At 66.9% G+C, this 22865-nt stretch carries 27 protein-coding genes; 7 read left to right on the top strand and 20 right to left on the bottom strand.

The features are described 5' to 3' along the window. Nucleotide 1 precedes the first annotated feature (1 nt). Complete coding sequence (locus ACE3TH_RS04110; protein WP_374597612.1) at nucleotides 2-631, bottom strand: TIGR02217 family protein; 630 nt, start codon at nucleotides 629-631, stop codon at nucleotides 2-4. Between ACE3TH_RS04110 and ACE3TH_RS04105 the strand changes: the two genes are divergently transcribed. Both ACE3TH_RS04105 and ACE3TH_RS04100 read left to right on the top strand, forming a co-directional pair. Further along, nucleotides 620-1387 (top strand): DUF805 domain-containing protein, encoded by a 768-nt coding sequence (locus ACE3TH_RS04105; RefSeq protein WP_374597611.1) that lies wholly within the window; start codon nucleotides 620-622, stop codon nucleotides 1385-1387. The two genes, ACE3TH_RS04110 and ACE3TH_RS04105, sit on opposite strands and share 12 nt — an antisense overlap. Nucleotides 1388-1411: 24 nt before the next feature. Then, nucleotides 1412-2131 (top strand): DUF805 domain-containing protein, encoded by a 720-nt coding sequence (locus ACE3TH_RS04100; RefSeq protein WP_374597609.1) that lies wholly within the window; start codon nucleotides 1412-1414, stop codon nucleotides 2129-2131. Nucleotides 2132-2228: 97 nt separating this feature from the next. On the opposite strand, the gene ACE3TH_RS04095 is transcribed toward ACE3TH_RS04100, so the two are convergent. From ACE3TH_RS04095 to ACE3TH_RS04060, 8 genes are all read right to left on the bottom strand, one after another. Further along, entirely contained in the window at nucleotides 2229-2759 is a 531-nt protein-coding gene (locus ACE3TH_RS04095) for a phage tail tape measure protein (RefSeq protein WP_374597607.1), read from the bottom strand. Then, a complete protein-coding gene (locus tag ACE3TH_RS04090) occupies nucleotides 2752-2898 on the bottom strand; it encodes a phage tail assembly chaperone (protein ID WP_374597605.1) in 147 nt (48 codons plus the stop codon). Before ACE3TH_RS04090 ends, ACE3TH_RS04095 begins: the two co-directional genes overlap by 8 nt. 92 nt (nucleotides 2899-2990) lie before the next feature. Continuing rightward, nucleotides 2991-3287, bottom strand: a complete 297-nt coding sequence (locus ACE3TH_RS04085) for a GTA-gp10 family protein (RefSeq protein ID WP_374597603.1) — start codon at nucleotides 3285-3287, stop codon at nucleotides 2991-2993. After that, nucleotides 3284-3694 (bottom strand): phage major tail protein, TP901-1 family, encoded by a 411-nt coding sequence (locus ACE3TH_RS04080; protein WP_374597601.1) that lies wholly within the window; start codon nucleotides 3692-3694, stop codon nucleotides 3284-3286. Before ACE3TH_RS04080 ends, ACE3TH_RS04085 begins: the two co-directional genes overlap by 4 nt. Next, nucleotides 3691-4104 carry a DUF3168 domain-containing protein gene (locus tag ACE3TH_RS04075; RefSeq protein WP_374597599.1) on the bottom strand — a complete coding sequence of 138 codons (414 nt, stop codon included), beginning with the start codon at nucleotides 4102-4104 and terminating at the stop codon, nucleotides 3691-3693. Before ACE3TH_RS04075 ends, ACE3TH_RS04080 begins: the two co-directional genes overlap by 4 nt. After that, on the bottom strand, nucleotides 4101-4394 hold the full coding sequence (locus ACE3TH_RS04070; RefSeq protein WP_374597597.1) for a phage head-tail adapter protein: 294 nt from the start codon (nucleotides 4392-4394) through the stop codon (nucleotides 4101-4103). The genes ACE3TH_RS04075 and ACE3TH_RS04070 overlap by 4 nt, the downstream gene beginning before the upstream one ends. Continuing rightward, nucleotides 4391-4657, bottom strand: coding sequence for a head-tail connector protein (locus tag ACE3TH_RS04065; protein ID WP_374597595.1), 267 nt, complete (start codon nucleotides 4655-4657; stop codon nucleotides 4391-4393). Before ACE3TH_RS04065 ends, ACE3TH_RS04070 begins: the two co-directional genes overlap by 4 nt. 214 nt (nucleotides 4658-4871) lie before the next feature. Further along, nucleotides 4872-6131 carry a phage major capsid protein gene (locus tag ACE3TH_RS04060; RefSeq protein ID WP_374597593.1) on the bottom strand — a complete coding sequence of 420 codons (1260 nt, stop codon included), beginning with the start codon at nucleotides 6129-6131 and terminating at the stop codon, nucleotides 4872-4874. Between the two features lie 47 nt (nucleotides 6132-6178). On the opposite strand from ACE3TH_RS04060, the gene ACE3TH_RS04055 reads away from it, so the two are divergent. From ACE3TH_RS04055 to ACE3TH_RS04045, 3 genes are read left to right on the top strand one after another with little or no spacing between them, the layout of a single operon-like run. After that, nucleotides 6179-6808 (top strand): hypothetical protein, encoded by a 630-nt coding sequence (locus ACE3TH_RS04055; protein ID WP_374597591.1) that lies wholly within the window; start codon nucleotides 6179-6181, stop codon nucleotides 6806-6808. Between the two features lie 26 nt (nucleotides 6809-6834). Continuing rightward, on the top strand, nucleotides 6835-7395 hold the full coding sequence (locus ACE3TH_RS04050) for a hypothetical protein (RefSeq protein ID WP_374597589.1): 561 nt from the start codon (nucleotides 6835-6837) through the stop codon (nucleotides 7393-7395). A gap of 3 nt (nucleotides 7396-7398) precedes the next feature. Continuing rightward, a complete protein-coding gene (locus tag ACE3TH_RS04045) occupies nucleotides 7399-8292 on the top strand; it encodes a hypothetical protein (RefSeq protein ID WP_374597587.1) in 894 nt (297 codons plus the stop codon). 15 nt (nucleotides 8293-8307) lie between these two features. Here the strand turns inward: ACE3TH_RS04045 and ACE3TH_RS04040 are convergent, their stop codons facing one another. The 11 genes from ACE3TH_RS04040 to ACE3TH_RS03990 all read right to left on the bottom strand — a co-directional run bounded on the left by ACE3TH_RS04040 (nucleotide 8308) and on the right by ACE3TH_RS03990 (nucleotide 19097). Beyond that, nucleotides 8308-8940 (bottom strand): hypothetical protein, encoded by a 633-nt coding sequence (locus ACE3TH_RS04040; RefSeq protein ID WP_374597585.1) that lies wholly within the window; start codon nucleotides 8938-8940, stop codon nucleotides 8308-8310. Continuing rightward, the gene (locus ACE3TH_RS04035; RefSeq protein ID WP_292174546.1) at nucleotides 8937-9149 is read right to left on the bottom strand and encodes a helix-turn-helix transcriptional regulator; all 213 of its coding nucleotides are present in this window, start codon (nucleotides 9147-9149) and stop codon (nucleotides 8937-8939) included. The genes ACE3TH_RS04040 and ACE3TH_RS04035 overlap by 4 nt, the downstream gene beginning before the upstream one ends. A gap of 71 nt (nucleotides 9150-9220) precedes the next feature. Next, the gene (locus ACE3TH_RS04030; RefSeq protein WP_374597583.1) at nucleotides 9221-9661 is read right to left on the bottom strand and encodes an HK97 family phage prohead protease; all 441 of its coding nucleotides are present in this window, start codon (nucleotides 9659-9661) and stop codon (nucleotides 9221-9223) included. Beyond that, on the bottom strand, nucleotides 9652-9891 hold the full coding sequence (locus ACE3TH_RS04025; RefSeq protein ID WP_374597581.1) for a hypothetical protein: 240 nt from the start codon (nucleotides 9889-9891) through the stop codon (nucleotides 9652-9654). Before ACE3TH_RS04025 ends, ACE3TH_RS04030 begins: the two co-directional genes overlap by 10 nt. Further along, nucleotides 9888-11063 carry a phage portal protein gene (locus ACE3TH_RS04020; RefSeq protein ID WP_374597579.1) on the bottom strand — a complete coding sequence of 392 codons (1176 nt, stop codon included), beginning with the start codon at nucleotides 11061-11063 and terminating at the stop codon, nucleotides 9888-9890. The genes ACE3TH_RS04025 and ACE3TH_RS04020 overlap by 4 nt, the downstream gene beginning before the upstream one ends. Before the next feature lie 49 nt (nucleotides 11064-11112). After that, nucleotides 11113-12357 (bottom strand): DNA-packaging protein, encoded by a 1245-nt coding sequence (locus ACE3TH_RS04015; protein ID WP_374597577.1) that lies wholly within the window; start codon nucleotides 12355-12357, stop codon nucleotides 11113-11115. After that, the gene (locus ACE3TH_RS04010) at nucleotides 12299-12748 is read right to left on the bottom strand and encodes a hypothetical protein (protein ID WP_374597575.1); all 450 of its coding nucleotides are present in this window, start codon (nucleotides 12746-12748) and stop codon (nucleotides 12299-12301) included. Before ACE3TH_RS04010 ends, ACE3TH_RS04015 begins: the two co-directional genes overlap by 59 nt. Nucleotides 12749-12861: 113 nt before the next feature. Further along, on the bottom strand, nucleotides 12862-15681 hold the full coding sequence (locus ACE3TH_RS04005) for a PAS domain-containing protein (RefSeq protein ID WP_374597573.1): 2820 nt from the start codon (nucleotides 15679-15681) through the stop codon (nucleotides 12862-12864). A 35-nt stretch (nucleotides 15682-15716) separates the two neighbouring features. Then, complete coding sequence (locus tag ACE3TH_RS04000) at nucleotides 15717-16184, bottom strand: YcgN family cysteine cluster protein (protein ID WP_374597571.1); 468 nt, start codon at nucleotides 16182-16184, stop codon at nucleotides 15717-15719. Nucleotides 16185-16206: 22 nt separating this feature from the next. After that, nucleotides 16207-16572 carry a response regulator gene (locus ACE3TH_RS03995; RefSeq protein WP_374597569.1) on the bottom strand — a complete coding sequence of 122 codons (366 nt, stop codon included), beginning with the start codon at nucleotides 16570-16572 and terminating at the stop codon, nucleotides 16207-16209. A gap of 77 nt (nucleotides 16573-16649) precedes the next feature. Next, nucleotides 16650-19097 (bottom strand): ATP-binding protein, encoded by a 2448-nt coding sequence (locus ACE3TH_RS03990; protein WP_374597567.1) that lies wholly within the window; start codon nucleotides 19095-19097, stop codon nucleotides 16650-16652. A gap of 167 nt (nucleotides 19098-19264) precedes the next feature. Between ACE3TH_RS03990 and ACE3TH_RS03985 the strand changes: the two genes are divergently transcribed. Together ACE3TH_RS03985 and ACE3TH_RS03980 are read left to right on the top strand one after the other, a co-directional pair. Beyond that, entirely contained in the window at nucleotides 19265-20971 is a 1707-nt protein-coding gene (locus ACE3TH_RS03985) for an Hsp70 family protein (protein ID WP_374597565.1), read from the top strand. Further along, nucleotides 20962-22842 (top strand): hypothetical protein, encoded by a 1881-nt coding sequence (locus ACE3TH_RS03980; protein ID WP_374597563.1) that lies wholly within the window; start codon nucleotides 20962-20964, stop codon nucleotides 22840-22842. The genes ACE3TH_RS03985 and ACE3TH_RS03980 overlap by 10 nt, the downstream gene beginning before the upstream one ends. Nucleotides 22843-22865 lie beyond the last annotated feature (23 nt).

Raw genomic sequence — 22865 nt, 5'->3', positions numbered from 1 at the left:
CTCAAACCCGCACTTCAATCAGCGGCACCGCCGCCATCCGCCCGGCCTCGAAACTCTCCAGCGTGACCTCGATCCGGTCCGCATCAAACCGCACCGGCACGTCGAACTCGAACCCCGCCGTCACAGCCGCCCCGACCGCCGGCGCAACCGCCAGCGTCACCTCGCCCGTCGCCGCGTCGACCGTGAACTCGCCGGCATCCAGCTCCACACCCGCCACCGCCACCCGCACCGTCCCCGCCACCGGCTTGCGCACCCGCCGCTCCAGCGCGCCCTCGCCCTCGCCGTAGCGTTTGATCAGATCGAACCGTGTCCGCACCCCGTCCCCAGTCCCAAGCGCCTGATCTCCGGCCTCAACTACCGCCCCCGGCGCGCACGACTTGAAGTCCGCAAAGTCCCGGAACCGGAAACCGTACAATCGCCCCCGCCGCGCCTCGAAGAACCCTGTCAGCGCCGCCATGTCGTCCAGTGATCTCAGGTTCGCCCCGATCAGATACCGCCTGCGCCCCTGCGCCCACGGCGTCGAACGCCGCTCATGGCCCGACGCCAATGTCACGACCTCGGTGCGCCGCTCCACCCCGCCCGTCGACCCGAAGGCCAGACGCGCCGGCAGCCTTACGTCATGAAAACTCATGGAAGTATCCGTCTGTGGTTGTCGCCTGCCCGCGTTTCCGCCAAAGCTGTCGCGACAGACCGTAAGGTCGGCCGGGGGGCATCTGTGCGGGGCGAGATTCTTCAGTTTGACGAGGCCTCGGGCGAAGGCCTGATCAGCGGCGAAGACGGCCAGCGCTATCGCCTGTCTTTCCGTGACCTGCTTCGCCCCACCCCGCTGTTCGCGGGCCAGTCGGTCGACTTCCTGCCCCGCGACGGCATCGCAACGGACGTGGTCGTGCTGCAATCGACGCCGTCGTCCTTGGCCTACACTTCATCGCGCGCGGACCGCCAGGGGCGGGCCGATCTCAGTCCGTGGGGCTATTTCACCAAATGTCTGCGCCTCTATGTCGATGGAAATGGCCGGGCGCGTCGTTCGGAATACTGGTGGTTCACCCTGTTCTACTGGATCTTCCTGCTGATCCCTCTGGTCCCCGCCACTGTCCTGCTGGGCATCGGTGACAACACCTACAATGACGATATGATCGCCTTCGGGGGCCTGTTCATCATCCTGACCGGTATCGTCTGGTTGGGTCTCTTCCTGCCCAACGTCTGCGTCATGATCCGCCGCTTCCACGATGTCGGCCTGACCGGCTGGCTCGTCCTCTTGGGCGTCATTCCCTACATCGGCGGCCTGATCACCTTCATCATCACCCTGTTGCCGTCCCAGAATTACCGGAACGTCCACGGGCCTGTCCCCGGCGGCCACAGCCGCGAAACCGCCGAAATCTTCGGCTGACTTTTTACAAGAAGGACCACACTCATGCGCGGCGAAGTCATCAGCGTTGACAGTTTCTCGGGCGATGGCCTGATCACCGACGAAGACGGTGGTCGCTACACCTTTGCCGCTTCCAGCACCCGTGCCGCCCTGCGCATCGGGGACAAGGTCGACTTCGTCGGCACCGACGGCGTCGCCACCGACATCATCGCCCTGTCCAGCCAGCCTTCAGCGGCAGCCGCCGGTGGTCTGGGTTACGCCCAGCCGCGGACCGGCACCGGGGCCTACGACTTCGCCTGGGCCATGTTCCAGTTCGAGGGCCGCCTGCGCCGCTCCCACTTCTGGATCAGCTGGGGCATCCTGTTCGTCGCCGGTTTCGTGCTGGGCCTCATCCCGATCATCGGCAGCATCATCGGCATCGCCCTGATCTATCCGCAGATTGCGGTGCAGGTGAAACGCCTGCACGACATGGGCCGCTCCGGCTGGTGGGTCGTCGCTCCCTTTGTCGCCAATATCGCCCTGCTGGTCGTCTTCTTCATCACGATGTTCGGCAACTTTGCCATGAACGCTCAGGCGCTTGAGAATGAAGACCCCGCAGCCATGATGGCAATGTTCGGCTCCATGGGCGGCATCGTGCTACTGTTCTTCGTGATCAACCTGGGCTGGCTGCTCTGGATCGGCATCGTCGACAGCAAGCCCGGCCGCAACAAATACGGCCCCAATCCCAAGAACCCGGTCGACGACACCGCCAACACCTTCGCCTGACCCACGCTCATACGGCGAGCCGCCGCGCGGCTCGCGATAGCGCACCAAGAATGCGCTCAGGCCGGCTCCCGACGCGCGGGAGCCGAAAGCGCCAACGTCAAAGCCGTCGCGCCCCCAGCGCGACGGCCCTGGCCAGCATCTGGGCGATCTGCGCCTCGGACCTCAACAGCCCCTGCGCTCCGCCATCGACCTGCACATTGACGGTCACGCCACCACCCCTTGCTGGCTCGATCGTCCCCGCACCCGCAGGTCGAAATACCTCCGGGCCCCGCTCCCCGACCAGATAGGCCCCGCCGCCCAGGACTGTGCCGCCATCGGCGCGAGCGCCACCGAACACCGCCCCGACCGCCTGGGCGATGGCCTCGCCCAGTCCGCCGCCGCGCCCACCACCCGCTGCCGCATTCACCGCCGCCAGTACAGACCTGGCCAGCTCGGCCAGGGTGATCTCCCCGTCCGCCGCAGCCCGCGCCAGCGACCGCGTCAGACTATCCCCCGCCCGCCCGAACGCGTCCTCGATGGAGGCCGCCGCCCGCTCCGCCGGCTCCCTCAGCGCCTCCAGCGCCGCCTGCGCCTCCGCCGCCTTGCGCGGCACCGCGTCCAGGCCATCGGGTTCGAACACGTCACTCATCCGGCCACCGCTCCGCCATCTGTTCCAATACCCCACGCCCCATCGGCGACACCGCCTCCGGCCGCGCCGTCAGCATGCGCCACTCCTTCAGCGACAGCCGCCAGAACGCTTGCGGCCCCACGCCAAACCCCGCCGCCATCCGCATCATCTCCGGCCACGGCGTCTGATCCTCCCCCCTCGGGGGAGGGGGACCATCCGAAGGATGGGGGAGGGGGCTGCCAGCCATCGCACTCATGCCACCGCCGCAAACGCCCGCGCCACGGCCTCCGCCGCCTCGCGCGGATCGACCGCCGCATCGGCTAGCCCCTCGGCCAGATTCCGCTCACCCCCGCCGCGCAACAGCGCCGCCAGCACCACCAGCAGATCCCCCGCCGACAGCGCCCGCATCCGCTCGGCCAGCGCCGCCAGCCCACTCACCTGCAAACCCGTCTCGATCTCCGCCAGCGCCCCCAGCGTCAGGCACAGTCGGCGCACCTCGCCCGCCAGCACCACCGACACCTCGCCGCGCACGCCGTTTACCGCGCTCACAGGCTGGAGAACCCGATCTCGCCCGCGCTGGCCAGGCTGATCGCGAACGTCGCCTCACCCTCGTGCTCGCCCGCATACTCCAGCGCCGAGACCAGGAACGGCCCCTCCAGCTGGCCGAAATCCGGCACGATCAGCCGCCATCGCTTCGCCTCCTGCGCAAAGAAGGCCTCGCGGATCAGGGCGTCGGAGGCCGCATCGCGGAATATCCCCTGCCCCGCCACCGCCGCCGACTTGACCCCGGCCCCGCCCAGCAGCTCGCGCCACCGCCCGGCGCTGTCGCCATCGGTAGCATCCACCGTGCGCGCATTCAGACTGATGGTTCTCGCCCTCAACCCCGCCACCGTGGTGAACACCCCCGGTGCCCCCTCGATCTTCAGCAATATGTCCTTGCCGCGTTGTGCGCTCATGGTTCCACCTCCTCCGTCACGGCCCGCACCCGCAGCACCGCATAGGTCCTCGCCCCATCCGCCGCCGGAAACACATCCGCGAACACGACGCCCAGGCTGACCGCCCGCACCCCGTCCGCCTCGACCCGCGCATCCGTCAGCCTGAACCGCACCGCCGCCAGTACCGCCTTGGCCTCCTCGGTCCCGCGAAAGCGCGACACGACCGTCAGCGTCAGCCGATGCTCCACGCCCCCGCCATCCGCCCCCACCGGCCGGCTCTCGCACCGTCCGATCAGCAGATGCGGCAACTCCGCTTCATGCGGCACCGCATCCCAGATCCTCGCCGGATCCCCCAGCAGCGCCCGCACCGCGACATCCTCCGACAGATGCGCGATCAGCGCCTTTTGCAGCGCCAGCTCATGTGCGCTCATCGGCTGCGCTCCAGCATCAGGATCGCCCGGCCACCCACCGTCTCGGTCGCCTGGATGCGCCAGTCGGCTCCGCCGAACCTCAGCACCCGCCCGGCGATCAGCCGCGGGTCCGACCGCGTCTCTGCCGTGACCACCTCGACCACGCGCACCCCGCCCGGCTCGCTCTTCTCGCGCCGCCGCCTTGCCCCCAGCTTCAGCCACGCCGACCTCACCGGCTCATAGCTGACCGCCACCCCGCCATACGGCGTGCGGGATTCCACAGCCTCGAACAGTCCGGCCAAAATCTTCATATCCGCACCACCCGATACGGTGCGATCCAGGCTTCGACCGGCGCGACCGCTATCTCCACCTCGCCCCGCTCATAGGCGCGCAGCGCCAGCATCAGGATCGCCAGCCGCAACGGCGCCGGGCTGGTCGAGGTCAGGCTCAGCCCCACCTCCCCCTCCACCCGCGCCCGCGCCGCCTCGATCAATGTGCCGATCAGCCCGTCCTCCGCCTCGTGCTCGACGCGCAGGAACAGCTTCGCCTCCGTCAGGCTGACGGGTGCTGTCATGGGGAATCTCCGGTGTCTGGGGGTGTCAGCGCTCCCTCTCCCAGCGGGAGAGGGCTTGAGCACACGACCGCTTGCGGTCGTTCTTGTGCGAAAGGGTGAGGGGTTACGGTTTGCAAACGGCCACCACCGGTCGCCCTCACCCGACCGCGCCAACACGACGGCTATCGCCGCCGTGCGCGATCTCCCTCTCCCCTCGGGAGAGGGTTTGGTTCACCTACGTCGCGCTGAACTTCAGCACCTTGATCGCGTCGAAGTTCTGCACCCCGCCGCCGACCCGCTTGGTCGTGTAGAACAGCACATAGGGCTTGGCCGAATAGGGATCGCGCAACACCCGCACCCCCGCCCGATCCACGATCAGATACCCCCGCTGGAAGTCGCCGAACGCGATCGACAGACTGTTCGCCGCGATATCCGGCATCGTCTCGATCTCGGTCACCGCATAGCCCAGCAGCGACGCCGTTTCCCCGACCCGCGACGGCGGCGTCCAGATGTAGTTGCCGTCCACATCCTTGAACTTGCGCACCGTCGAGACCGTGCGCCGGTTCATCACGAACCGCCCGTTCGGCCGATACTGGGCCTTGGGCGCATAGATCAGGTCAATCAGCTTGTCGGTCGGATTGCTCGACGCCGTCGTCGCCGTAAAGGCACCCGCCGCGCCGGAAGCCACATAGCCGATCTGGCCCCAGGTCTGGCTCGCATCGGCCACGGTCGTATAGCTCAGGAAGCCCTTGGGCTTGTTGATCCCGTCACCGTTGACGAAGGCCTGGGTTTCCTGCGCCGCGAACGCATCCTCGACCTCTGCGGCCAGCCATTCGTCCAGGTCGATCATGGCGTCGTCCAGCAGGGACTGAGTCGCCGCCGGACTGGCGTACAGATCGGCCGACGGGAACTCCAGCAGGGCCAGCGTCGCCGGGTCCGTCTCGGGCCGGCCCGCCGTCTCGGCCACCCATCCGGCCACCACGCCGGCCGTCGACACCGGCTTTCTGAACACGCCCGAGCCCACGGTACGCACCGTCGAAATCTCGCGCATCGGCGAGCCCGCCATCAAGCGCCGCTCGATCGCCCGCTCCGTCTCCGGCGGCACCACATACCCCGCCGAGTTCGACGCCGACGACAACCCCGCCTTCAGCTCCAGCCCGAACGCCTGCCCCGTCTTCAGATACCCGTCGAAGGCGGCCTTCGCCTCCAATCCTCCCCCACCGGGGGAGGGGGACCGCGAAGCGGTGGAGGGGGCCATCCCCAGCTCCGGCCTGCGCGCCTCGCTCACAACTCGATCCAGCCGCGCCTGGGCCGCGCCCACTGCCGCATCGATCCGCGCCACCTTCTCCTCCAGCAGCACATCGGCCGACGCCTTCTTCTCGATCTCGTCCAGCCGGGCATCGTTCGCCCCTTTGAACGCCTCGAACGCCGCCATCATTTCGTGCAGCACGGCGCGAGCCTCGGGCGTGCCCGAGACGGTCTTGGTCTCTTTCATGGTCTCTCCGGTTTTCAGGAACCGCGGTTTGCGGTTAGGGTCCGGGCATGGATACGCTTGCCCGGAAAATCATCGACGCGATCCAAAACTCGCTGGTCGGCGATCTTGTGATGAAGCTGATCTGGCCGTTCGGCTACTTGTGGGTGACACTCACTGAAGAGATCGCATTTCCGGATGGCGGCAGCCCATTGCTTGGACCTTATGCAGTCCTGTTATTGGCAAGTATTTTTCTCATCTGGATACTCGGCACGATCGCCAAGACAGCTAATCATCGACCGACGGTCAGCCATCTCAGCGACAGGGTCACCCGTCCACCTGAGAACGGCTTTGAGACGTGGTCTCAGCCACCCGCGAACGGGCTTCACCCTCCTGAGTTGATGCGCCGAATCGTCGAGACGATTGGCGGAACCAGATATCTAAAGGATCAACAATTCGGCTGGCTTTCGCTGGCGTTCGTGATTGCCGCGATTTTGCTGGCGGCCAGCATAGGCCTGTTTCCGGCATTCTGGGCCAATGCACACCCACTGTTCTCATCGGCCACCATGCGGCTCTTCACAGTTCAGGCCTGCCTTCTCGTTCTGCTCGTGTTCCAGATTCGTCAGTGGGCTACAGAACAGAAACTTCGTCTCGCCGCTCAGGACCAGCCGTCCGTCTCCACCGCAATGTCGCCAGTCTGATGCGGCCAGGACACGAGGGACCTCTCATGCGCATCGCCATCCTCGTCTTCGCCTTGGCTATCACAGCCACCAGCGCCTCAGCCCAGACCCCGCCGCCTGCCCCCGCGCCAGCCTCCGCTTCCAACCCCGCCTACGCTCCCGATGTCGCCTCGATGGACGCCATTGTCGCCGCCCTCTACGCCAGCATTTCGGGCGACGCTGGCGTGGCCCGCGACTGGGACCGGTTCCGCCACCTGTTCCATCCCTCCGCCCGGCTGATGCCCACCGGTACGGACGCCCAAGGTCAAAGCAACCTGCGCCCCCTGACGCCTCAGGACTATGTCGATCGCGCCGGGCCCAGCCTGGTCCGCGACGGCTTTCATGAGCAGGAGATCGCGCGCCGCACTGACCGCTACGGCCGCATCGCCCACCTGTTCTCCACCTATGAGGCCCGGCGCGCCGCGACCGACGCCCGACCCTTCATGCGCGGCATCAATTCCATCCAGTTGTTCGACGACGGCACGCGCTGGTGGATCGTCAGCGTCTACTGGCAGGCCGAGACCCCCGACCTGCCCCTGCCCGCCGACTATCTGCCGGAAACGGAGTGAGCGATGGCCACCCCCCGCGCCGCCACCGTCAACATTCCCCTGACGCGTCTCGAACGGGCCGTCATGGCCGCCCTGGCGCATGACCTGCGGCACACCATCCCGGACCTCGCCGCCCAGTTTGCGGCGGCCAAAACCAGCCAGCGTCGCAACATGGCCTTCGGCGCCTATACCGGCCTGACGCTGGACCGCCCGCGCCCCGCCACCACGGCCGACGGTCCCTTCGGCACGGTCCACGTCATGATCGACGGATTACAGGACGCCGTCGCCTTCCAGGTCTTGATGCGCCACGGCACCGTGGCCGCGCTTCAGGCCGACAGCTATGGCCAGGACACACGCGCCATCAACTTCGACACCGTAGGCTTTGAACAGGTCTTCACCCTGGACGCCCAGGGCCGCTCCATCCCGTTCGAGCCCCGCCCCTCCAGCGACGAAGATCGTCCGATCCGCCGTAGCGCACCCCCGGCTCCGCGTCACACCCAGCGCCCTAATCAACAGGCGACGCCGATGCGGCCGGCCCCGCAGCCGGCACCTCGGCCCCAAACCGACAAGCCTCAACCCGCGCCGCCGGAACGCGACCGCGCCTTCACCTTTGGTCCGAACGGGGCGGTCTCCACCCCGCCGCCTATCCCGCCCGGCACCGGCTTCGGCAGCCGCAACGCCGACCTGCCCGACATCGCCAGTCTGGACGACAAGACCCTGCGCATCGGCCTTTGGGCCGCCATCGCCGTCGTCGCCTTCGTGATCGTCACCGTCTTCCAGATCGGCTGGATCTTCGTGCTGGTCCCCGGCGTCTGGCTGGCCCAGATGATCCGCCGCCCCGCCGTCCTGTCCGCCATCCGCAAGGCGCTCGTCGCCTGGCAGGCCTCGGCCCGCACGGCCGCCGCGTCGAGCGACTGAACGCGTCAGCTGCGATCAGCGGGGGGTCAGCATGCCCCGCCGCCCTGCGGCGATGAACGCTCCGACCAGCATGGACGCCGCCGCCACGGCGATGACCAGCAGCGGATCCATGGCCGACAGCCATCCCAGATGCACCGCCACGCCCCAGATCAGCAGGATCGGCAAAAGCAGCGACATGGCAAACGCCGAGCTTTCCCACGACAGCTGACGCCACAGTTCGTCGTACAGTCTCCACTGCTGGACCCCGATCACCCCGATCGTCAGCAACGACAGCCCGACCGCCGCGAGCACCACAACGTCCGGCACGGCCCCACCCGGTCCCGATCCGACCAGCGCCAGCAGCATGACGCCCAGCGCGATGGCCGACACCGAACTGCCCACCAGCATCTTGCGCATCTCGACCAGTTCCTCCCGGTCCGCGACGTTCAGCACCCTGGCACCCATGCCCGGCATCAGGGCCCCGCCCAGGGTGAACAGGCCGGTCACCAGATAGACGATGCCAACACCGCCGACCGCCACCTGCTCGACCCTCCAGCCCGGCTCGAACCCCAGCCACAGAAAGGCGGCCATGGCCCCTCCCCCGCCCAGCGCCCCCAGAACGAAGGCCAGCAACGTCTTGCGGATCTTGGCTTGATCAAGGGTGGTCACAGCGTCTCCTCCGGTGTCCAGTCGTCGATGAACAGGCTCGGCACGGGCACCTCGAACAGCACCGCCATGCGCAGGGCCAACGGCAGGCTGGGGTCGTACTTGTCCGTCTCGACCGCATTGATCGTCTGACGCGAGACACCCAGGCGGCGGGCCAGCTCACCCTGGCTCCACCCCTTCGCCTCCCGCATCTCCCGCACCAGATTGCGCACGCGATCCTCAACCTGCCTGTAAAGAGCTCTTTACAGGCAGGAGCCAAGGTGTCAAGAGCTCTTTACAGCCTCTACACGACTGTTTGCGACCCCAGCACACCGAACCGCGCGCCCGGCAGCATCGGAAACGTCACCAGCGACACCTCCCACAGCTCCACCGCGACCAGCACCCGCAACCGACCGTCTCGTCGCGCCTTGTGACTGCAAAAACCGATCGACAGCCCGTCCAGCGCCCCGGCCCGGCTCAGCGCGGCCGCGAAGCGCGCCTCGGCGGACCAGTCCATGACCCGCCCCTCGACATACAGTCCGCGCTCGTCCTCCTCGATCCGGTCCCAGACCCCGACCACCGACCGCGCCTCATGCTGATGCAGCATCCGCACGCCCTGCACGCCAGTCTTCGCCAGACTGTCCGCGAACGCGCCCCTGACCACCACATCCCCGTTCAGGTCGGCCACGTTCCACAACGAGGCATAGCCGCGAATGCGCAGCCCCTCCTCGGCGATCACTTCCATCGACGTCCCTCAAGCCGGTTCTCGATCCGCTCCACCGCCGCCCGCGTCGCCGTGCTCTGTTCCTCCAGCCGCGCCAGCCGCTCGGCGACCAGCCGCTGCTCCCCAACCCGTTCCTCCAGCGTTGCGATCCGCGCCGCCGCCCCTCCGGCCCAGACCAGTCCCCCGATGGTCTGCAACACCAGCGCGATCAGCAGGGCTGTGGGCACACGCCGGATTTGATGCTCACTCATTCACCCACTCCCGCCATCTGCCGCCGCTCTGCATCCGTCAGGAAATCCGCCGCCGACAGCCGCGCCCACAGCGCGTCCCGCTCGGGCTGCAGTGCAGGCACGCCTTCCATATCCGGCTCGATCCTGACACCTGCGAACCGTCCACCCAGCCACCCCGTCAGCGCTCCGGCCGTCTTCCGCACCAGCGGCACCACCGTCCCGCGCCAGAAGGCGGCATTGGCCTCGCGATAGTTGGCATAGGTCGCATCGCCCGGAATCCCCAGCAGCTGCGGCGGCACCTCGAACGCCAGGGCGATCTCGCGCGCCGCCGCATGCTTGCCGGCGATGAAGTCCATGTCCGCCGGCGTCCAGCTCATGGGCTTCCAATCCAGCCCGCCCTCCAGGATCATCGGCCGTCCGGCATTGGCCGTGCCCGCATGGCTTTCGCCCACCTGCGCCCGCAGGGCCTCGAACTGCTCGCCGGTCAGCCGCTCGCCATCCTTGGCCCCGTAAACCAGCGCCCCTGATGGCCGCGCCGCATTGTCCAGCAGCGCCTTGTTCCAGGCCCCGCTGGCATTGTGCACATCGATCGCGAACGCCGCCGCCTCCAGCGGCGAAAACCCGTAGTGATCGTCCGTCGGGTGAAACAGTTTCAGGTGCATCACCGGCATCCAGCCATCCGCCTGACGCCCAATCCGCACCGACCGCCCGTCCACGGAATACTCATATCCCTCCGGCCAGCCCGCCCGACCCGGCACCACCTTCATCCGGTCCGGCCTCAAAGCCCACAGTTCATCCGGCGCACCGTCCTCGTCCGCCTCCCCCGTCGCTTCCACATAGGCATTGCCCGCCGTCTGCAACGCGCCATACAGCCCCTCAAGCCACTCCGCCCCCGACTGCTCCGGGTTCGGCCTGGCCAGCAACCGCGCCAGCGGGTGATCGGTCGTCCGCACCCCGTCCGCGAACACCGCCAGCGGCACCGATGCGCCCGCCTCCGCGATCATCCGCACACAGCGATAAGCCACGGCATTCTTGCCGAACCCCTCGCTTGCCAGATGCGCGTAATCCCGCGGCGTCCACCGCGCCCGACCGCCATTCGAGAACGCGATCAGCGGCCCGCTCCGGCTCTCCTTGGTTTCGGGCACGGACATGCGCCGCCGACCCGCCAGGGGCCGTCGCCAGTCGAACATCATGAACTCCTTGGTCTCTCACCGCCCTTTGACGGGCAGCCGGAAAATCAGATCACAGCCACCGCACGCTCGGTCCCGCCTTGGGGGCCGGCATCAACTGCGTCACGCCCCAGACCAGGGCGTCGGCCCGGTCCGGGCTGTGGCGATGCCCCGTCGATCCCTCGCTGGTCGAGCCCAACGCCATCAGCTCTTCCTCCAGCGCCGGAAACGCACCGCAGTGGACGACCCGCCCCTGTTCATACAGCGCCGCCACCGGCTCGGCCCGCGCGACCTTGCCCCGGCTGGCATGCACCAGCCTGATCGGCACCGGGCAATCGGCATGAGCCAGAACACCCCTCACCATCTCGCCCCCCTGATTGCTCTCGGCGACGACGGCGTCCGCGCCAAATGTCCGCACCGCCTCCACCACCACCCGGGCCCAGCCCTGTGGGCTGTGGCCGCGCACAGAGCGATCGGCCAGCACATAGGCGACCCGGTCCTTGCGCCCGACCACCACGATCCCGCAGGCATCGCCGCCCGCCGTCACCGGCGGATCGACCGCCACCACGATCCGGTCCAGTTTCGCGGGCCTTGAACCCCGCGCACGCACCAGATCCTCGGCCCGGAACAGCGCGCCTTCGCTCTCGACGATCAGCCCCTCGATCTCCTGCGCCTCCAGCCGCGTCCCGGCGTACAACGCTTTCAGATGCGTCAGAAACCGCGGGGACAGATTGGCCGCGTTGGCCGCCGTCGGTGCCCGATCCATCATCACCCCCTCCTGCGCCAGCAACCGCCTCAGCGCCGGCATCGGCCGCGGTGTCGTCGTCACCACCAGTCGGGGATCGTCGCCCAGTCGCAGGCCCATCCTCAGCGTATCCAGCACCGCCTCCGGTTTGCGCCAGGCACAGAATTCATCGGCCCAGGCATGATGGAACTGCGGTCCGCGCAGACTGTCGGGATCCTCGGCCGAAAACGCATAGGCCACGCTTCCGCTCTCGGGCCAGACCAGCCGCTTGCGGCCCCCTTCCCATCGCGGGCGGTTCTTCGGCCCCGCGACGGCCTTCAATCCCGACGGCCCTTCCACCATCACCTCGCGCACATCGTGCAGGGTCGCGCCCACCAGGGCGAACCGCAGGTTTTCGGTCTGGGCCAGCCAGCTGATCCAGTTGGCCCCGGCAAACGTCTTGCCCGACCCTCGTCCGCCCATCAGCACCCATGTCCGCCAGTCCGCTTGAGGCCACGCCTGATGATCGTTCAGGTCAAACCGGGTCTGGCTCAGCTCGTGCAGCTGGTCCGCGCTCAGCTGGGCGATGGCCATTCTTGCGCTCGAAGGCGTCATGAACGCGAGCGATCCGGGCCTCCAGTTCGCCTCTGAGACGCTGCAGGGTCTCGGGGCTGTCGTCTCGCTCATCTTCGGCCATGTCTTCCTCTGCTGCCTTGTCCAGTTTTAGCCCGCTGGCCTTCAGCGCGCGGCTCAGCTTTGCGGCGCGGATCATCTCGTCGGGCAGACACATCATCGCCACCAGGGGCATGGCCTTGGCCATCATGGAGATGGCGCGGATCTGGTGCCCCACGGCGATGCCGTCCTTGGGGTCCAGCGTCTTGTTCGTGATGGCGTCCAGCGCCCTGTCGCACGCGGCCATCAGCCGTTCCCGGCCCGCATCGACCCATGCGGCCGCGGCCGCCACCCTGTCCTGATTTCCCGTCATGCCCAGACTCTACCGGACCAGCGTCCTCAGCCAGGCAGATCGCCTCTACTTTCCGTCAGGCGACTGATCGCAGACGCCTTTCGGCCGCCAATCCGACGAACGATCCACGAACTCTAGGCAGCAGCGCCCGCGAGGCGACCCGGCCCGCCACGGTCCACCGCTCGTCGCTCCAGCCGCGCCGACATCACCCGGATCAACTCCGCCAGCTGGATCGGCTTGCCACAGTGGTCATCCATGCCGGCCTCGCGGCAGCGCTCCACCTGTTCGGGCTGCACATTGGCCGTCAGGGCGATGATCGGCGTCCGTGCCACCGGCCCGTCCAGCGCCCGGATCGCCCGCGTCGCATCCAGCCCGTCCAGAACCGGCATGTGCACATCCATCAGGATCAGGTCATAGCCGCCCAGACGCGCCGCCTCGACCGCCTCGACCCCGTCGGCCACGGCATGGACCTCGACGCCCATACTGCCCAGGATGGCGGTGACCAGCTCACGATTCGCCGGCGCATCGTCGGCGACCAGGATCTTCAATCCCGACGACGGATTGTCGATGACCGGGGTTTGCACCCGCCGCTCCGCCCGCCGCTCTCCGGCCACCAGAGGCACCTCGAACCAGAAGGTCGAGCCCTCGTTCGTGCAGCTGTCGGCACCGATCTCCCCGCCCATCATCTCGATCAGGCGACGACTGATCGACAGTCCCAGACCCGTGCCGCCATAGACCCGCGTGGTTGAGTTATCGGCCTGTGTGAACCGCTCGAACATCGAGGCGATCTTGTCCTGCGACACGCCGATGCCGGTATCCGTTACCGCCACCCGCAACCGCTCGCCCGTCCAGCCGACTTGCACGCTCACACTGCCCTTGGCCGTGAACTTCACCGCATTGGCCAGGAAGTTCAGCGTCACCTGACGCAGCCGCCCCTCATCCCCGATCATGGTCTCCGGCATGGCCGGATCGACGACAACTTCAAGCGCCAGGCCCTTGGCCTCGCACTGGGCTTCCACGATCGATGCTGCACTCCGCGCCATCGCCTCGGCCGAGAACGCCAGCGGTTCCAGTGTCACCGCCCCGGCTTCCAGTTTGGAGTAATCCAGAATGTCGTTGATGACGCCCAGCAGGGCATCGCTGGCCGTCGCGATCCGGTCGACATAGCGCCGCTCGGTCTCCGGCAAAGCCTCGCTGCTCAACAGCAGGCCCGAAAAGCCCACCACACTGGTCAGCGGCGTCCGCAGCTCGTGGCTCATATTGGCCAGGAACTCGGACTTGGCCCGCGCGCCCTCCTCGGCCCGGTCACGCGCGGCGATCAGCGCATCTTCCAGGGCCTTGGTGTCGCTGATGTCGCGGACCACATCGTGGAACTCGATCGGCCGACCCTGATCGTCGCGGATCAGCTTCGGATGAGCCTCCAGCCATACCAACACGCCGCCCTTTGACAGCCCGCGATAGGGGATACGCGGAGACGGCGCATCGGGTGCGGCTTCCACATAGTCTGCAAAAGCCTTCATCACCGGCGCGACATCGTCCGGATGCATAACCCTGGCGCAAGGTTCTCCGACCAACTCTTCCGCCGAGTAGCCCAGCACACCCTCGATCGACGGCGACACATATCGGAAGCGGCCATCTATGCCGTAGGTCGCGATGATGTCGGTGGCATTGTCGGCCAGCAGCCGATACCGCGCCTCGCTGGCCTTGATCGTCTCATGGGCCCGGACCGCCTCGGTCACATCCTGGAACACGCCAAACAGCGATACCGTCTGCCCATGCGGGTCGACCTGGGGCCGGCACTGGGACACCACGATCCGCTCCTGGCCGTCTGCCCTGATCAGTCGCAGGCGGAACTCGTCGGGCTGGCCACTGGCGATGGCCTTGGCACACCACTCCCTGACGGCCTCACGATCATCCGGATGATAACAGGCCACGGCGTCGTCGAGCGCCGGATCAAATGTCTCCGGATCGAGGCCATGAATGCGGTACACCTGCGGCGACCAGCGCACATGTCCCGTGGCCACATCCAGCCGCCAGCTGCCGATGCCCGCCATGTCCTCGGCCAGTTTCAGCGTCTCGACCAGCTCCTGCTGCGCCCGTTCGGCCCGCACCGTTTCGGTCACGTCCTGCGCCACCCCAAACAAGGCAACGATCCGCCCGTGCTCGTCGCGCTCCACCCGGGCCGTGGAACGACTGACGCGCTCCTCGCCGTCCACGATCAGCCTCAACCGGGTGTCATAGCCCTCGCCTGTCGTCATCGCCCGCTGGATCAGACGCTGTCCTTCATCGCGATCGGCCGGGTGATACAGCGGCTCCATCGCAGCCAGGCTGGGTACAAAACTGCCGGGCTCTGTTCCGTGGATGCGGTAGACCTGGTCGGACCACTCCAGACCCTTGTCGATCAGGTCATATCGCCAGTGCCCCAGCCCCGCGAGGGCCTCCGACATTTCCAGCATCGCCGTCTGTTCGGCGGCCTTGCGGAGCGTACAGGCCGTGTCCAGCTCATGGCCGACCAGGCCGGCCAACTTGCGCAGTATGTCGATCTGTTGCGGCGTGGGTGCGGGGTGCGGCTCAGGGCTCATGACGCCGATCGCCCCGACCGGCTCACCCGCCGCATTCACGACCGTGACGCCGACATAGGATCGCAGGAATGGCTCGCCCGTGACCATGGGATGGTTTCGGACACGCTCATCCGCCAGACCGTCCTCGACGATGAACAGGCCTTCGGGGCCCATGCTCATCAACAGGTCCGTGATCGTCTGATGGCGCGGCAGCCTCAGATCCTTCTCACCCACGTTGACGCGAAACAGGGTCTGGTCGCCATCGACGACCGACACCATCGCATAGGGCATGCCGAAGATCGCGCTGGCCAGGCCTGTCAATCGATCGAGCGGTCGATCAAGGTTCAGCGGCTCGGCTGTCTGTCTACGGAGCGTGGCACGCGAACTTGGCATGTTCGCATCCTGACACCGAAACGACGAAGTATTGGTTAGCGCCGCGACGCTACGCCACGCTCCTCATTCCATTCCATCGCCTCATAGGCCAGGGCGTCCTCCGGCTCGTCCAGCTCCAGCTCGCTGATCGTCTGGTTCCGCACCGAAACGCCTGCCGCATGCACCGTCTCGCGACTGCCCGAGACCAGGTGATGCCAGTCCGCCAGCCCCCGCCCCTCGTGGATGCGCCGGTATCCGCAAGACCTGGGCATCCACTTCAGCGCCCCGACATTGCCGGGTGTCAGCTGGATACAGTCCGGCACCTGCGCCTTGCGGTTCGCATAGTCGGTGCAGGTGCAGCTGCCGGAATCGAACAGCTTGCAGTGGACCTTGGTCGGAAACACCTCGCCGGTGTCTTCGTCCTCGAACCTAATCAGGCAGCACAGCCCGCAACCGTCGCACAGGCTCTCCCACTCGGCGGGCGTCATCTCGGCCAGGGTCTTGGTCTGCCAGAAGGGCGTCATACGCGCCGCTATAGGCTCTGGGTCAGGTCCGCACCAAGGCTTTCTTGACCCGGTCTACCAGAGTGTCCGGCAGGAACGGTTTGACCACATAACCGATACAGCCCCGCTCACGCGCGGCGGCCACCGTCGACATTTCCCTGTCCGCGGTCATCATGACGACCGGCACCTTCACATACAGCCGCCGCATATGGTCCAGCAGGTCCAGGCCGCTCATGTTAGGCATGTGGATGTCCAGCAGCACGAGGTCGAACCGCACCCGCTTCAGCAGGTCCAGCGCCGCCGCGCCAGACGCGACGGGTGCAACGGAGTAGCCCGCACCGGTCAGAATCCGATCCGCCACATCGCGGATCATGGCGTCATCCTCGACGATCAGTATCGAACCAGGCATGCCGCCCTCTCCTCACTCAACTCAAGCGACACGACGATGATCCGGCTCATCTGGTGGTCTGTCGGCGACATACGAACCTAAAGCGGCACCGTATGCAGGGCGCGATCCTGATCGGCGAAAAAGTCTTCGCCACAGGCTTCGGTCGGGATTTCGAACCAGAAGGTCGATCCCTGCCCCGGCGAACTCTGTACCCCCACCGATCCGTCCATCGCCTCGATCAGGCGTCTTGAAATCGCAAGGCCCAGTCCGGTTCCACCATACTGTCGCGTAGTCGATGTGTCGGCCTGGCTGAAGCGCTGGAACAACCGGGCGCTCTGCTCGCTGGTCAGGCCGATGCCGGTGTCCTTGACCTCCACCCGCAGCCGCCCGGCGTCGAAGCGCATATCCAGCCGAATGCTGCCGGCTTCGGTGAACTTCACGGCATTCGACAGGAAGTTCAGCAGGATCCGCTTCAGCCTGCCTTCGTCGGCCATAACGCTTTGCGGAACGGCATCATCGACGCAGATCTGGATATTCAGACCCTTGGTGTCAGCCTGCGGCGTCACGATCGCCGCAGCATCAATCGCCAGTTCGCGCGGCTGCATGGGCGCAGGCTCCAGGACGACGCCGCCGGCCTCAAGCCTCGAATAGTCCAGAATGTCATTGATGACCGCCAGCAGCGCCTGGCTGGACATGGCGATTCTGTCCGCGAACAGCCGCTCCGTTTCTCCCAGCGCCTCGGTCTGCTGCAGCAGGCCCGAATAGCCGATCACGCTGGTCAGCGGTGTCCTCAGCTCATGGCTCATATTGGCCAGGAACTCCGACTTGGCTTCGGCTGCCGCTTCCGCCGCCTCCTTGGCGCGGGTAAGAGCATCTTCCAGCGCCTTGGCCGCGCTGACGTCGCGAACCGTATCCTGGATTTCGACCGGTTCTCCTTGCGCATTCCACACCGCAGTCGGATGGGCTTCCAGCCAGATCCAGTCTCCAGTCTTGCTCAGACCGCGATACCGTATGTGCGGCGAGGGGGCACCGGGACCAGCCGCAAGATAGGCCCGGTAGGCCAGCCTCAGCGCCTCCTGGTCGTCTGGATGAATGATATCCCACGTTTTGGTGCCCACCAGTTCCTGCGGCATCCACCCCAGCACGCCCTGCAGCGCAGGCGACAGATAGGTGAAGGTGCCATCCAGCTCGAAGATGGCGATGATGTCGCTGGTGTGCTCGGCCAGGGCACGGAACCTCTGCTCGCTGGCCGCAACCTCGAGGTGCCTGCGCTCGCTGTCTGTGACGTCCTGAAAGATGCCGAACAAGGCCGTGATCTGCCCCGCCTCATTCCTCTGCACCTGACCCTGTGTACGGACCCTGCGTTCGTCGCCATCCGAGCGGATCAGCCTTAGCGTCAGAGGCTTCGCCTCCCCGGACTCCAGGGCACGCGCCACCCAGTCCCGGATCAGGGACCGGTCATCCGGGTGATAAAAGTCCACCGCATCGGCATAGGCCGGATCGAAACTTCCCGGCTCCACGCCGTGGATGCGATAGACCTGCTCGGACCAGGTCACGCGCGGACCGTCCGCCACATCCAGCCGCCAGCTGCCCAGCTCGGCGACGCTCTCGGCCAGGCTCAGCACGGCGATCCGCGCCTCGTCCTCACGCCGCTCGCGCGCCCGTTCGGCCAGGACCGATGCGACCGGCAAGGTCGTGAACACCAATACGGCCAGGAAAAGCTGCTGGACCATTGCGCGCTGATCCAGCCCACCATCCACCAGCGCCAGCGGTCCCGTTCCGGCGACCACCGCAGCCAGCGATGCTGCCGCCGAGACAAGCAGCGCGACCGATGCCGAACCCGGTCCGCAACGGAATGCGATCAGGATCAGGACCGGCGGCACCAGGAACAGCAACGGAAACCGGGTCTGGAGAAAGACAACCGCCAGCGTCGCCGCAAGCGTTGCGGCCATCAGGGCGCGCCGTCCCGTCGTGGCCTGGCTTTCGCGCCAGCTCGCGCGTGACGTCGCCAGCAGCAGCGGCGGCGTAATCATCAGAATGCCCAGGGCATCAGCGACGAACCACCGGCCGATATTGGTCACCAGGGGTTCGGCATGCCAGATCGCCAGCGTCGCCGCCGCGATGATGGACGACGCCAGAGGGGCCACGCCTCCTGCCAGCCAGCCGAAGCGGAACAGTGTCTTCGGTCGGCCCAGATCGATCGGGCGGCCTGATCGCGTCATCAGCAGCGTGGCCAGGGCGATCTCGGCCCCGTTGGCCAGGGCCAGTCCGGCAGCGATCGCAGGGCTGTCACCCATGACCTGGTTGATCAGAAAGCCCCCGATCACAGCGCCACAGATCAGACCGGCCCTGTCGGAGCGCGGCCGCATCAGGACCAGAGCCAGCAAGGCACCATTGGCAGGCCAGATCGATGCGACCCGCCCCGCCTCGCGGGCGAATGTCAGGCTGAAAAAGGCCAGGCTGGCAAAGAGGGCCGCCCCGATCAGCAGGGTGGCAACAACCCTTGCCGAGCGCCCGATCGGGGCTGGATGAAATGCGGCACTCACCAATCGCGCGTCCTGTGGAACCCTACGGTGCGACGGTCTGACGAAAGACTGGTTAACATCGCCACACACCCGCTTGCGACCATCCGTCGGACCGACGTTCGCCAGAGGCTTCCAAGGCTCGGGTCGCCACGCTAGGAAGTCTGACGAGGGTGTTTCGGGGGACTTGCGTGATCATCGGTATTGACCTGGGCACGACCAACTGTGCGGTCGGCATCTGGCGCGACGGCAAGGCGGAACTGATCCCCAACAGTCTGGGTCACGTCCTGACACCCTCGGCGGTCAGCATCGACGACAAGACCGGCGAGGTCATCGTCGGCCTGGCCGCGCGCGAACGGCAGTCGACCCATCCCGACCTGACGACGACGGCTTTCAAGCGCTACATGGGCTCGTCCCGCGTCACCAAACTGGGCCAGAAGAGCTTCACCGCCGAGGAGTTGTCCTCCCTGGTCCTGGCCCGCTTGAAGGCCGATGCCGAGGCGCATCTGGGCGAGCCGGTGACCGAGGCGGTCATCACCGTCCCGGCCTATTTCAACGACAAGCAGCGCAAGGCCACCCGCCGCGCCGGCGAACTCGCGGGCCTGAAGGTCGAGCGACTGCTGAACGAACCCACGGCCGCCGCCCTGGCCTATGGTATTCATGAACTGGGCAATGAGAGCCGCTTTCTGGTCTTCGACCTGGGCGGCGGCACCTTCGACGTCTCCGTGCTGGAAATCTTCGAGGGCGTCATCGAGGTCCGGGCCTCGACCGGCGATAACCGCCTGGGGGGCGAGGACTTCAACGAGGTCCTGATCGAGGAGTTCAAGCGCGTCGTCGGCAAGGCGGTGTCCGACAAGGATCGCACCGACTCCACGCTGCGCGAACGCATCCGGGTCGCGGCCGAGCGCGCCCGCCGGGCCCTGACGGAGAATGCCTCGGCCACCATGTCCGTGGTCTGGAAGGACCAGACCCTCAGCCACAAGATCGACACCGAGGATTTCGAGACCCTGTGCCAGGGTCTGCTGACCCGGCTGCGCGATCCGGTCCTGCGGTCCCTGCGCGACGCGGGCCTGCGGGCCGACCAGCTGAACGAGATCATTCTGGTCGGCGGCTCCACCCGCATGCCGGTGGTGCGCAAGGCCATCACTCGTATGTTCGGTCGCTTTCCCGCCAATGCCGTCAATCCGGACGAGGCCGTAGCCATCGGTGCCGCCGTGCAGGCCGGGCTCAAAGCTCGCGACGTGGCGCTGAAGGAGGTCGTCATGACCGACGTCAGCCCCTACAGCCTGGGTGTCGGGGCCGGAGAATACACGCCTGACGGTCGCTATATCGGAGTCACCTTATCCCCGATCATCGAGCGCAACACCATCATCCCGGCCAGCCGGGTGCAGTATTACTCAAACTCGGCCGCCAATCAGCGGGTGGTCGAGATCCCGGTCTACCAGGGCGAATCCCGCAATCTGGCCGACAACATCCTGCTGGGCCAGCTGAAGGTGCCGATCCCGCCTGGCCCGGCCAACAGCATCCAGATCGAGATCCGTTTCACCTACGACATCAACGGTCTGCTCGAGGTCGATGTCCACATTCCCAAGACCGGCGAACGGCGAGAACTGGTCGTCGCCGACGAGGCGGTGATGGCCGACGCCGAGTTCGAGGCTCGCCGCGCCGCCCTGGCCAAGCTGAAGCAGCACCCGCGCGACGCCGACGCCAACAAGGCCGTCATGGCCCGGGCCGAGCGCTGCTATGAGGATTCCCTGGGCGAGGACCGGGCCTTCATCAACGGTCACATCGGCCACTTCCAGGCGGTTCTGGACGGTCAGGATCCCCGTGCCATCGAACACGCCCGCACCGAACTGACCCAGATCCTCGACCGCTTCGAGGGCGAGACGTGGCTGTAGGCGGCTCCATCTGGACGACCCTCGGCATCGCGCCGACCAACGAGGTCGATGATATCCGGCGAGCCTATGCGCGGCGGCTGAAACAGGTCCATCCCGAGGACGATCCGGAGGGGTTTCAGGCGCTGCGGGCGGCCTATGAGCAGGCATCCAACATGGCCCGGCGGGGCTGGGCTGCCCCGGTCGTCGGGCCATCGGAACCCGCCGACGACGACGAGTATAACGATGATGACGGCTTCATGGAGCATGGCGGTCACGTCTGGTCGGCCCGGCCCGAGAACCGCCAGTGGTCAGAGGACGCTCCCGGCGGCGACTGGTCCGCACCGCAGGAGCGGGCGTGGGAACAGCCGGAAGCGGTCGCACCCGATCCCATGGCCCATCTGGCCGACGACATCCGTCAGGAACTGGAAGGCGAGCAGGCACGGGGTCGGGCCCATGCCGCGCTGTGCGATGCTCTTGTCGATCAGGTGCAGTCTCCGACCGCCACCTTCGACGATCGCATGAGTGCGCTCATGGCCGTGTTCCGCTCGCCCGCCATGGCCGCGCTCGACGTCCACAGCCGCACGGAACACTGGCTGGCCCATCTGATCGCGGGCGGCCCGCCTTCGGTCGAGATCCTGATCGAGCCGGCCGTTCAGTTCTTCGGCTGGAACGACGCCCGCATCGGCGTCGATCTCAGCCATGCGCAGCCCGTCTTGATGCGGCTGCGGGCCATCCATGCGGCGCGTCACATCGTGCGTCCCGGCAATCCCGGTCACGCGGCCTTCGAAACCCTTCGCGCCAGACAGACGCCCCTGCGCCGGCTCAGCGACCTGTTCAAGCCGGGCCTGGATCGCGAGGTCCGACGGCTTCTGGAACGGATCGACTACGAAATCCCGGCCCTCGCGAACCAGCTGTCACAGCCGGCCGCCGAACGCTGGCGCAGGCGCCTGGAGCGCCCCGGCCTGACCAATCTGGTCCGCCTCGTTCTGCTGATCATTGCACCGCCGGTTCTGGGTGGCTTCACCATTCTGTCGGGCGAATTCGGCGTGCCCAACTGGTTTCTTTTCGGTGCCGCCTGGCTGATGTGGGCCTGTATCGCCGGCCTGATCGGCCTCGCCTGGGTCTGGGGCATAGGCTGGCCCTCGCGTCGCTGGGTCATGGGCTATCCGTGGGAGCAGCCCCTGTGGAAGCGGATGGGCTGGGCCCCGGCTGCCCTTCTGCTGCCCCCGATCGGTGCCGCGCTGCCGGCCCATCCTCTGGCTGCGCTGGGTCTGTTGACCGTCGGTCTTGGCCTGGCGGCCTGGGCCCGCATCACGGTCAGCCACATGGCGCAGTCGGGCGAAACCATCAACATCTGGAGCCTGGGCGGGCTGTCACCGGTCATGGCCCTGTGCGCCTTCCAGCTGGACGTGCGCTGGCCGGGTGCCGGCATGCTGCTGACCGGCGCCATCGCCGGCGGCCTGCCTCTGGCGCTGGGCGTAAAGGCCTTTCCCGACGAATGGTCCCAGATGCCGGATCAGCGACGACGTCTGGTCAGCCTGGGCCTGGGCCTTGCGGCAGTTGGCGCGACCGGGGCCATCGCCACAGCCCCTTTGTCTGGCCAGTTCATGATCGGGCTCACGGCGGTAGTCATCGTCGCCCTGGCCGACCGCGCCCTGTCCTGGGGCCGCGACAGCCGGTCCCTCTACGGACGTCGCCTCTGGGTCGCCTTTGGATGGCTCGGCGCGTTCGCCTTCTTCTGGCTGGTCCCCAGTGGTGAGTATGAGGATCAGCTGGCCGTGGCGCTGGGCCTTTGGCTCTGTTCGGCCGCCCTGCTCACCGCGCTCGATCCCTTCCTGCCTGCGGGTCGCGCCCGGCAACCTAAAAAGAAGAAGGCCGGGCAGTTCGCCTGACGAAATGCACCTGATCTCCGGGT

It is taken from the genome of Brevundimonas sp., from assembly GCF_041919755.1.
GTDB lineage: Bacteria > Pseudomonadota > Alphaproteobacteria > Caulobacterales > Caulobacteraceae > Brevundimonas.
The sequence above is the reverse complement of the archived record's forward strand: the minus strand, read 5'-3'. Positions and strand labels throughout refer to the sequence as shown.

Excerpts from the sequence above, each read along its gene's own strand:
- ACE3TH_RS04105 (WP_374597611.1), top strand. The coding sequence starts at position 620 with ATGAAAACTCATGGAAGTATCCGTCTGTGGTTGTCGCCTGCCCGCGTT.
- ACE3TH_RS04110 (WP_374597612.1), bottom strand. The coding sequence starts at position 631 with ATGAGTTTTCATGACGTAAGGCTGCCGGCGCGTCTGGCCTTCGGGTCG.
- ACE3TH_RS04100 (WP_374597609.1), top strand. The coding sequence starts at position 1,412 with ATGCGCGGCGAAGTCATCAGCGTTGACAGTTTCTCGGGCGATGGCCTG.
- ACE3TH_RS04095 (WP_374597607.1), bottom strand. The coding sequence starts at position 2,759 with ATGAGTGACGTGTTCGAACCCGATGGCCTGGACGCGGTGCCGCGCAAG.
- ACE3TH_RS04090 (WP_374597605.1), bottom strand. The coding sequence starts at position 2,898 with ATGGCGGCGGGGTTTGGCGTGGGGCCGCAAGCGTTCTGGCGGCTGTCG.
- ACE3TH_RS04080 (WP_374597601.1), bottom strand. The coding sequence starts at position 3,694 with ATGAGCGCACAACGCGGCAAGGACATATTGCTGAAGATCGAGGGGGCA.
- ACE3TH_RS04075 (WP_374597599.1), bottom strand. The coding sequence starts at position 4,104 with ATGAGCGCACATGAGCTGGCGCTGCAAAAGGCGCTGATCGCGCATCTG.
- ACE3TH_RS04070 (WP_374597597.1), bottom strand. The coding sequence starts at position 4,394 with ATGAAGATTTTGGCCGGACTGTTCGAGGCTGTGGAATCCCGCACGCCG.
- ACE3TH_RS04065 (WP_374597595.1), bottom strand. The coding sequence starts at position 4,657 with ATGACAGCACCCGTCAGCCTGACGGAGGCGAAGCTGTTCCTGCGCGTC.
- ACE3TH_RS04060 (WP_374597593.1), bottom strand. The coding sequence starts at position 6,131 with ATGAAAGAGACCAAGACCGTCTCGGGCACGCCCGAGGCTCGCGCCGTG.
- ACE3TH_RS04055 (WP_374597591.1), top strand. The coding sequence starts at position 6,179 with ATGGATACGCTTGCCCGGAAAATCATCGACGCGATCCAAAACTCGCTG.
- ACE3TH_RS04050 (WP_374597589.1), top strand. The coding sequence starts at position 6,835 with ATGCGCATCGCCATCCTCGTCTTCGCCTTGGCTATCACAGCCACCAGC.
- ACE3TH_RS04045 (WP_374597587.1), top strand. The coding sequence starts at position 7,399 with ATGGCCACCCCCCGCGCCGCCACCGTCAACATTCCCCTGACGCGTCTC.
- ACE3TH_RS04030 (WP_374597583.1), bottom strand. The coding sequence starts at position 9,661 with ATGGAAGTGATCGCCGAGGAGGGGCTGCGCATTCGCGGCTATGCCTCG.
- ACE3TH_RS04025 (WP_374597581.1), bottom strand. The coding sequence starts at position 9,891 with ATGAGTGAGCATCAAATCCGGCGTGTGCCCACAGCCCTGCTGATCGCG.
- ACE3TH_RS04020 (WP_374597579.1), bottom strand. The coding sequence starts at position 11,063 with ATGATGTTCGACTGGCGACGGCCCCTGGCGGGTCGGCGGCGCATGTCC.
- ACE3TH_RS04015 (WP_374597577.1), bottom strand. The coding sequence starts at position 12,357 with ATGGCCATCGCCCAGCTGAGCGCGGACCAGCTGCACGAGCTGAGCCAG.
- ACE3TH_RS04010 (WP_374597575.1), bottom strand. The coding sequence starts at position 12,748 with ATGACGGGAAATCAGGACAGGGTGGCGGCCGCGGCCGCATGGGTCGAT.
- ACE3TH_RS04005 (WP_374597573.1), bottom strand. The coding sequence starts at position 15,681 with ATGCCAAGTTCGCGTGCCACGCTCCGTAGACAGACAGCCGAGCCGCTG.
- ACE3TH_RS04000 (WP_374597571.1), bottom strand. The coding sequence starts at position 16,184 with ATGACGCCCTTCTGGCAGACCAAGACCCTGGCCGAGATGACGCCCGCC.
- ACE3TH_RS03995 (WP_374597569.1), bottom strand. The coding sequence starts at position 16,572 with ATGCCTGGTTCGATACTGATCGTCGAGGATGACGCCATGATCCGCGAT.